At 46.0% G+C, this 6,685-nt stretch carries 1 protein-coding gene, 2 tRNA genes and 4 rRNA genes; all 7 read right to left on the bottom strand.

The genetic code is table 11. From position 1 onward, the window contains the following. Positions 1–7 precede the first annotated feature (7 nt). Positions 8–119 (bottom strand): 5S ribosomal RNA (gene rrf, locus AC1DDK_RS26045). 112 nt (positions 120–231) lie between these two features. Further along, positions 232–3,109 (bottom strand): 23S ribosomal RNA (locus tag AC1DDK_RS26050). Between the two features lie 224 nt (positions 3,110–3,333). Next, positions 3,334–3,410 (bottom strand) — tRNA-Ala (locus AC1DDK_RS26055). Between the two features lie 18 nt (positions 3,411–3,428). Beyond that, positions 3,429–3,503 (bottom strand) — tRNA-Ile (locus AC1DDK_RS26060). A gap of 178 nt (positions 3,504–3,681) precedes the next feature. Further along, positions 3,682–5,203: ribosomal RNA gene (locus AC1DDK_RS26065) — 16S ribosomal RNA — on the bottom strand. 590 nt (positions 5,204–5,793) lie between these two features. Then, entirely contained in the window at positions 5,794–6,342 is a 549-nt protein-coding gene (locus tag AC1DDK_RS26070) for a GNAT family N-acetyltransferase (protein ID WP_172660334.1), read from the bottom strand. Positions 6,343–6,436: 94 nt separating this feature from the next. Then, positions 6,437–6,548, bottom strand: a 5S ribosomal RNA gene (gene rrf, locus AC1DDK_RS26075). The 16S, 23S and 5S rRNA genes sit together here with 2 tRNA genes alongside, the layout of an rRNA operon. Between the last annotated feature and the right edge of the window lie 137 nt (positions 6,549–6,685).

The raw sequence follows: 6,685 nt of genomic DNA on the forward strand, positions 1-6,685 counted from the left end.
TTTTAAGATTTGGCACCGACCTACTCTCCCACGTGTTACCGCAGTACCATCGGCTCTGGTGGGCTTAACTTCTCTGTTCGGAATGGGAAGAGGTGGACACCACCGATATAGGCACCTAAATATTTTTAAAGTTATCTTGTATGTTTCCTATTTTATTCAGCTCCATACGCCATAACGATGACATATTATTGAAAGAAGTTAAGTTTTGAAGAACAAACAACAGTTTACTGCTCTTGAAAGCTTCGGATTATTAGTATTACTCGACTTTGATGTCACCATCTTTACATCTGTAACCTATCAACGTAGTAGTCTGCTACGGTCCTATATGGAATTCTCATCTCGTGGCTAGTTTCGCACTTAGATGCTTTCAGCGCTTATCTATTCCCAGCGTAGCTACTCTGCAATGCCCCTGGCGGAACAACAGATTCACTAGAGGCTAGTCCAACCCGGTCCTCTCGTACTAAGGTCAGCCCCACTCAAAATTCCAACGCCCACAACAGATAGGGACCGAACTGTCTCGCGACGTTCTGAACCCAGCTCGCGTGCCACTTTAATCGGCGAACAGCCGAACCCTTGGGACCTTCTCCAGCCCCAGGATGTGACGAGCCGACATCGAGGTGCCAAACCTCCCCGTCGATATGAGCTCTTGGGGGAGATCAGCCTGTTATCCCCAGCGTACCTTTTATCCTTTGAGCGATGGCCCTTCCATGCAGAACCACCGGATCACTATATCCGTCTTTCGACCCTGATCGACTTGTATGTCTCACAGTCAAGCAAGCTTATGCTATTGCACTCCTCATACGGTTACCAAGCGTATTGAGCTTACCTTTGAAAGCCTCCGTTACCTTTTTGGAGGCGACCACCCCAGTCAAACTACCCATCAAACAATGTCCTCCACGTGGCAGAGTTAGACACCGAATACAGAAAGGGTGGTATTTCAACGTTGACTCCACGACGCCTGGCGACGCCGCTTCATAGTCTCCCACCTATCCTACACATCCTGTATCCAATGTCAATGTTAAATTGTAGTGAAGGTGCATGGGGTCTTTCCGTCCCGTTGCGGGTACCCGGCGTCTTCACCGGGACCACAATTTCACCGAGCTCATGGCTGAGACAGCGCCCAGATCGTTACACCATTCGTGCAGGTCGGAACTTACCCGACAAGGAATTTCGCTACCTTAGGACCGTTATAGTTACGGCCGCCGTTTACTGGGGCTTCGATTCAATGCTTCTCCKTRMGGATGACATCCCCTCTTAACCTTCCAGCACCGGGCAGGTGTCAGGCCTTATACTTCATCTTTCGATTTTGCAAAGCCATGTGTTTTTGTTAAACAGTCGCCTGGGCCTTTTCACTGCGGCTGATATTGCTACCAGCGCCCCTTCTCCCGAAGTTACAGGGCCATTTTGCCGAGTTCCTTAGCCATGATTCACTCGAGCACCTTAGAATTCTCTTCCCGGATACCTGTGTCGGTTTGCGGTACGGGTTTTTATAACCTGAAGCTTAGCGGTTTTTCTTGGAAGTCTGATTACCTGCACTATCCACGCCCCCGAAGGTTTGCGGTACTATCAGCSTTCAGCTAGACCGGCGGATTTGCCTACCRGTCCAATACCTACAGCCTTCAACGATCTATTCCGTCAGATCGCGGCAGTGTCACTACTCCGTCCCCACATCGCAGTTATAAAAAGTACGGAAATATTAATCCGTTGTCCATCGAATATCCCTTTCGGGTTCTCCTTAGGCCCCGACTAACCCTGATCCGATTAGCGTTGATCAGGAAACCTTATCCTTTCGGTGGGCGGGTTTCTCGCCCGCCTTATCGTTACTTATGCCTACATTTGCTTTTCCAGAAGCTCCACCACAACTTACGTCATAGCTTCGCTGCCGCTGGAATGCTCCCCTACCGTAATATTAATATTACCCATAGCTTCGGTGTACTGTTTAATGCCCGTTTATTATCCATGCCCGATCGCTCGACTAGTGAGCTGTTACGCACTCTTTAAATGAATGGCTGCTTCCAAGCCAACATCCTAGCTGTCTATGCAATCGGACCTCGTTAGTTCAACTTAACTGTAACTTGGGGACCTTAGCTGATGGTCTGGGTTCTTTCCCTCTCGGCGCGTGACCTTAGCACCCCGCGCCTCACTGCCGTGTATATTAAATAGCATTCGGAGTTTGTCTGGATTTGGTAGGATTTGACTCCCCCGCACCCAATCAGTAGCTCTACCTCTATTTAACTYWACCACGACGCTGTTCCTAAAAACATTTCGGGGAGTACGAGCTATTTCCCAGTTTGATTAGCCTTTCACCCCTACCCACAGATCATCCGGAAACTTTTCAACGTTTATCGGTTCGGTCCTCCAGTACGTGTTACCGCACCTTCAACCTGTCCATGGGTAGATCACAAGGTTTCGCGTCTACCTCCCCTGACTATACGCCCTATTCAGACTCGCTTTCGCTTCGGATCCGTGTCTTAAACACTTAACCTTGCCAGAGAAGAGTAACTCGTAGGCTCATTATGCAAAAGGCACGCCGTCACGCCACCTGGACGCTCCGACCGCTTGTAAGCACACAGTTTCAGGTTCTATTTCACTCCCCTGTTCGGGGTTCTTTTCACCTTTCCCTCACGGTACTGGTTCACTATCGGTCTCTCAGGAGTATTTAGCCTTACCGGATGGTGCCGGCAGATTCCCACAAGGCGTCTCCGACCTCGCGGTACTCAGGATACTACTAGACTAATGGTACTTACGTGTACGAGGCTCTCACTCTATATTGCCAGGCTTCCCATCCTGTTCCACTTCATTGCATTATAATCATATCGTAGTCCTACAACCCCAGTTATGCCGTAACATAGCTGGTTTGGGCTCTTTCCCGTTCGCTCGCCACTACTTAGGAAATCATTATTATTTTCTCTTCCTCTGCTTACTTAGATGTTTCAGTTCGGCAGGTTTGCGTATATATACGACTGGTCTTCAACCAGCCAGGTTTCCCCATTCGGAAATCACCGGATCAATTCATATTTGCTAATCCCCAGTGCTTATCGCAGCTTATCACGTCCTTCATCGCCTCTGAGAGCCAAGGCATCCCCTGTGTGCTCTTATTTACTTTCTTCTCTCCATAGCCTTTTGCGCCTATGGAAATGCTTTTTTTGATTGTCGTCTTCTCTTCAGTATACCCCATGCAATTGCTTGCTTTTGGCATTCCTCAGATCAAACAACGTCTCTATTGTTGTTTGCTCTTCTTTTTTAACTTCTTCCAATATGTCAAAGAACTTTTCTATCCCGGAAAGTATTCCTACTTCCTATTTCTGTACCTTTTATAACAGGYACCGGTGATGGTGGAGAATAACGGAGTCGAACCGTTGACCTCCTGCGTGCAAGGCAGGCGCTCTAGCCAGCTGAGCTAATCCCCCTTAAGATTCAATCTTATGTAGTCCCGAGCAGATTTGAACTGCTGACCCCTACATTATCAGTGTAGTGCTCTAACCAAACTGAGCTACGGGACTCTATTCATTTCGCATGGCTTTATGAGTGCTGATTTCTCATTTCACAAATCCTATGCTTAACTCATATCMCCTGCTTACAGTATGGAGCACTTTACTTTCGCTTCATCCTATGGGTTTTCTTTTTTGAGATCTTTTGTCATTATATCATTTACGTAGCGAGTAGTCTAGTCTACTCCAGAAAGGAGGTATTCCAGCCGCACCTTCCGGTACGGCTACCTTGTTACGACTTAGCCCCAGTTATCGGTTTTACCCTAGGACGCTCCTTRCGGTTACATACTTTAGGTACCCCCAACTTCCATGGCTTGACGGGCGGTGTGTACAAGGCCCGGGAACGTATTCACCGCGTCATTGCTGATACGCGATTACTAGCGAATCCAACTTCAAGAGGTCGAGTTGCAGACCTCTATCCGAACTGTGAATGGCTTTTTGAGATTTGCTTGCTGTTGCCAGCTTGCTGCCCTCTGTACCATCCATTGTAGCACGTGTGTAGCCCCGGACGTAAGGGCCATGATGACTTGACGTCGTCCCCTCCTTCCTCTCTGTTTGCACAGGCAGTCTGTTTAGAGTCCCCACCTTAACGTGCTGGCAACTAAACATAGGGGTTGCGCTCGTTGCGGGACTTAACCCAACACCTCACGGCACGAGCTGACGACAGCCATGCAGCACCTAGTTTCGTGTGATTGCTCACTTATCTATCTCTAGATAATTCACTAACTTTCAAGCCCGGGTAAGGTTCCTCGCGTATCATCGAATTAAACCACATGCTCCTCCGCTTGTGCGGGCCCCCGTCAATTCCTTTGAGTTTCACCCTTGCGGGCGTACTCCCCAGGTGGAATACTTAACGCTTTCGCTTAGCCGCTAACTGTATATCGCTAACAGCGAGTATTCATCGTTTAGGGCGTGGACTACCAGGGTATCTAATCCTGTTTGATCCCCACGCTTTCGTGCCTCAGCGTCAATAAAACCATAGTAAGCTGCCTTCGCAATCGGTGTTCTGTGACATATCTATGCATTTCACCGCTACTTGTCACATTCCGCCTACCTCTAGTTCATTCAAGCTCATCAGTATCAAAGGCACTGCGATGGTTGAGCCACCGTCTTTCACCCCTGACTTAATAAGCCGCCTACGCACCCTTTAAACCCAATAAATCCGGATAACGCTTGGATCCTCCGTATTACCGCGGCTGCTGGCACGGAGTTAGCCGATCCTTATTCCTTCGGTACATTCAGCTTATTACACGTAATAAGGTTTATTCCCGAATAAAAGCAGTTTACGACCCAGAGGGCTGTCTTCCTGCACGCGGCATGGCTGGTTCAGAGTTGCCTCCATTGACCAATATTCCTTACTGCTGCCTCCCGTAGGAGTCTGGTCCGTGTCTCAGTACCAGTGTGGGGGGTCATCCTCTCAGATCCCCTAGTCATCGTCGCCTTGGTGGGCCGTTACCCCGCCAACTAGCTAATGACACGCATGCCCATCTCAATCCTATAAATATTTGAACATTAGATAATGCTATCCTGTGTTTTTATGCGGTGTTAATCCGAATTTCTTCGGGCTATCCCCCTGATTGAGGTAGGTTGCATACGCGTTACGCACCCGTGCGCCACTTTCATAAGGAGCAAGCCCCTTAATCTCGTTCGACTTGCATGTATTAGGCCTGCCGCTAGCGTTCATCCTGAGCCAGGATCAAACTCTCCATTGTAAAATGTTAGTTTGAATCRCTGACCATTCTTAACTTGTTAATAATAGTCTGTATTCTTTTTTTGTATTGTCTGTCAGAACTTGACTCGAAAATAATAGCGCAGGTTTCATGTACTTTGAATCTGTACTTTCTTACCTCGCTACGTTGATAAATGACATCTCTTTAATGAACTTCGCGGGTCACCTCACGGATCCCCTTCTTATATCTTTAAARTCMTGRTCTGTGTTTCTGCAGGGTCGTATTGCTCCCCGCTTTCTGTTTAACCATTCCTTTATTTCAATCTTTTTTTATTCTGTTAACAAACTCCGTTTGGYAACTCCCGTTTTGTTTGGGACTGCAAAGGTAGAAATCTTTTTCTGTTTTGCAAATCTTTTTTGAAACTCTTTTTCACMTTCCTTTTTCACTGTTTCCCTTCCTCCGAAGCGGGATGCAAAAGTAGGAAAATTCAGCCACCACGCAAACATTTATACACTATTTCTTACAAAWTATCCCTAACTCGCTAAACCACAACCAGAAAAATTAACAGAGAGGGCTTAAAAGATCAATACGTATCGTTTAGAAATTCATTAATTCTACCAGAAGATAACATTTTACTGGTTATCTACTATCTCATATAGTACGCATTCTCTAAGCGTTTCATTAGATTCAAGTAAAGGATGATTAAAAATCTTTATTTCTTTCATCCCGATCTTCTGCATTACGTTTACAGATGGCGCATTAACTTTAGGAGCTATTGCATTTATTGATTTTAGTTTTAAATCTTTAAAAGCATAAGCTATACATCTCCTTGCACCTTCAGTAGCAAAGCCTTTATACCATTTCTTTGTATCTAAGCGCCATCCTATATCAACGCAGGGTGTAAAATCAGATTCAAAGCTTTGAATAGATAATCCTATAAACCCTATAAATTCCCTTGTATCTAATTCTTCTACTGCAAAGTAGCAAAAACCCCTTTCTCGTAACAAATCCTGCATTCTTCTTACAAACTGCCGGGTTCGCTCCATAGATTGGATACCCGGAAAAAACTTCATTACATCTGGATCTGTATTTATACTTGCCAGTTTATCTATATCACTTTCAAGCCAATCTCTAAAACCTAATCTTTCCGACTTAAAAATATAAATGTCATTTGAGCTCATCCCCTAAATCTGATTTAAACAAATATATAAAAGCCTGGTTCAAAATGCTACAAACAAGAAAAGCCTGTAGTGATTAACTACAGGCTTCATTAAGATTTGGCACCGACCTACTCTCCCACGTGTTACCGCAGTACCATCGGCTCTGGTGGGCTTGACTTCTCTGTTCGGAATGGGAAGAGGTAGACACCACCGATATAGGCACCTAAATATTTTAAATATCTTTTAATAGAGTTCTTTGTTATGGTTAAAATAAAACCCTGCAGCGTTTAGCTACAGGGTTTTGATTAAGATTTGGCACCGACCTACTCTCCCACGTGTTACCGCAGTACCATCGGCTCTGGTG

The organism is Pedobacter sp. 05T44, assembly GCF_056395985.1.

What these genes read in the sequence shown, in the direction of transcription:
- AC1DDK_RS26070 (WP_172660334.1), bottom strand. Translation starts at nt 6,342, where the DNA reads ATGAGCTCAAATGACATTTATATTTTTAAGTCGGAAAGATTAGGTTTT.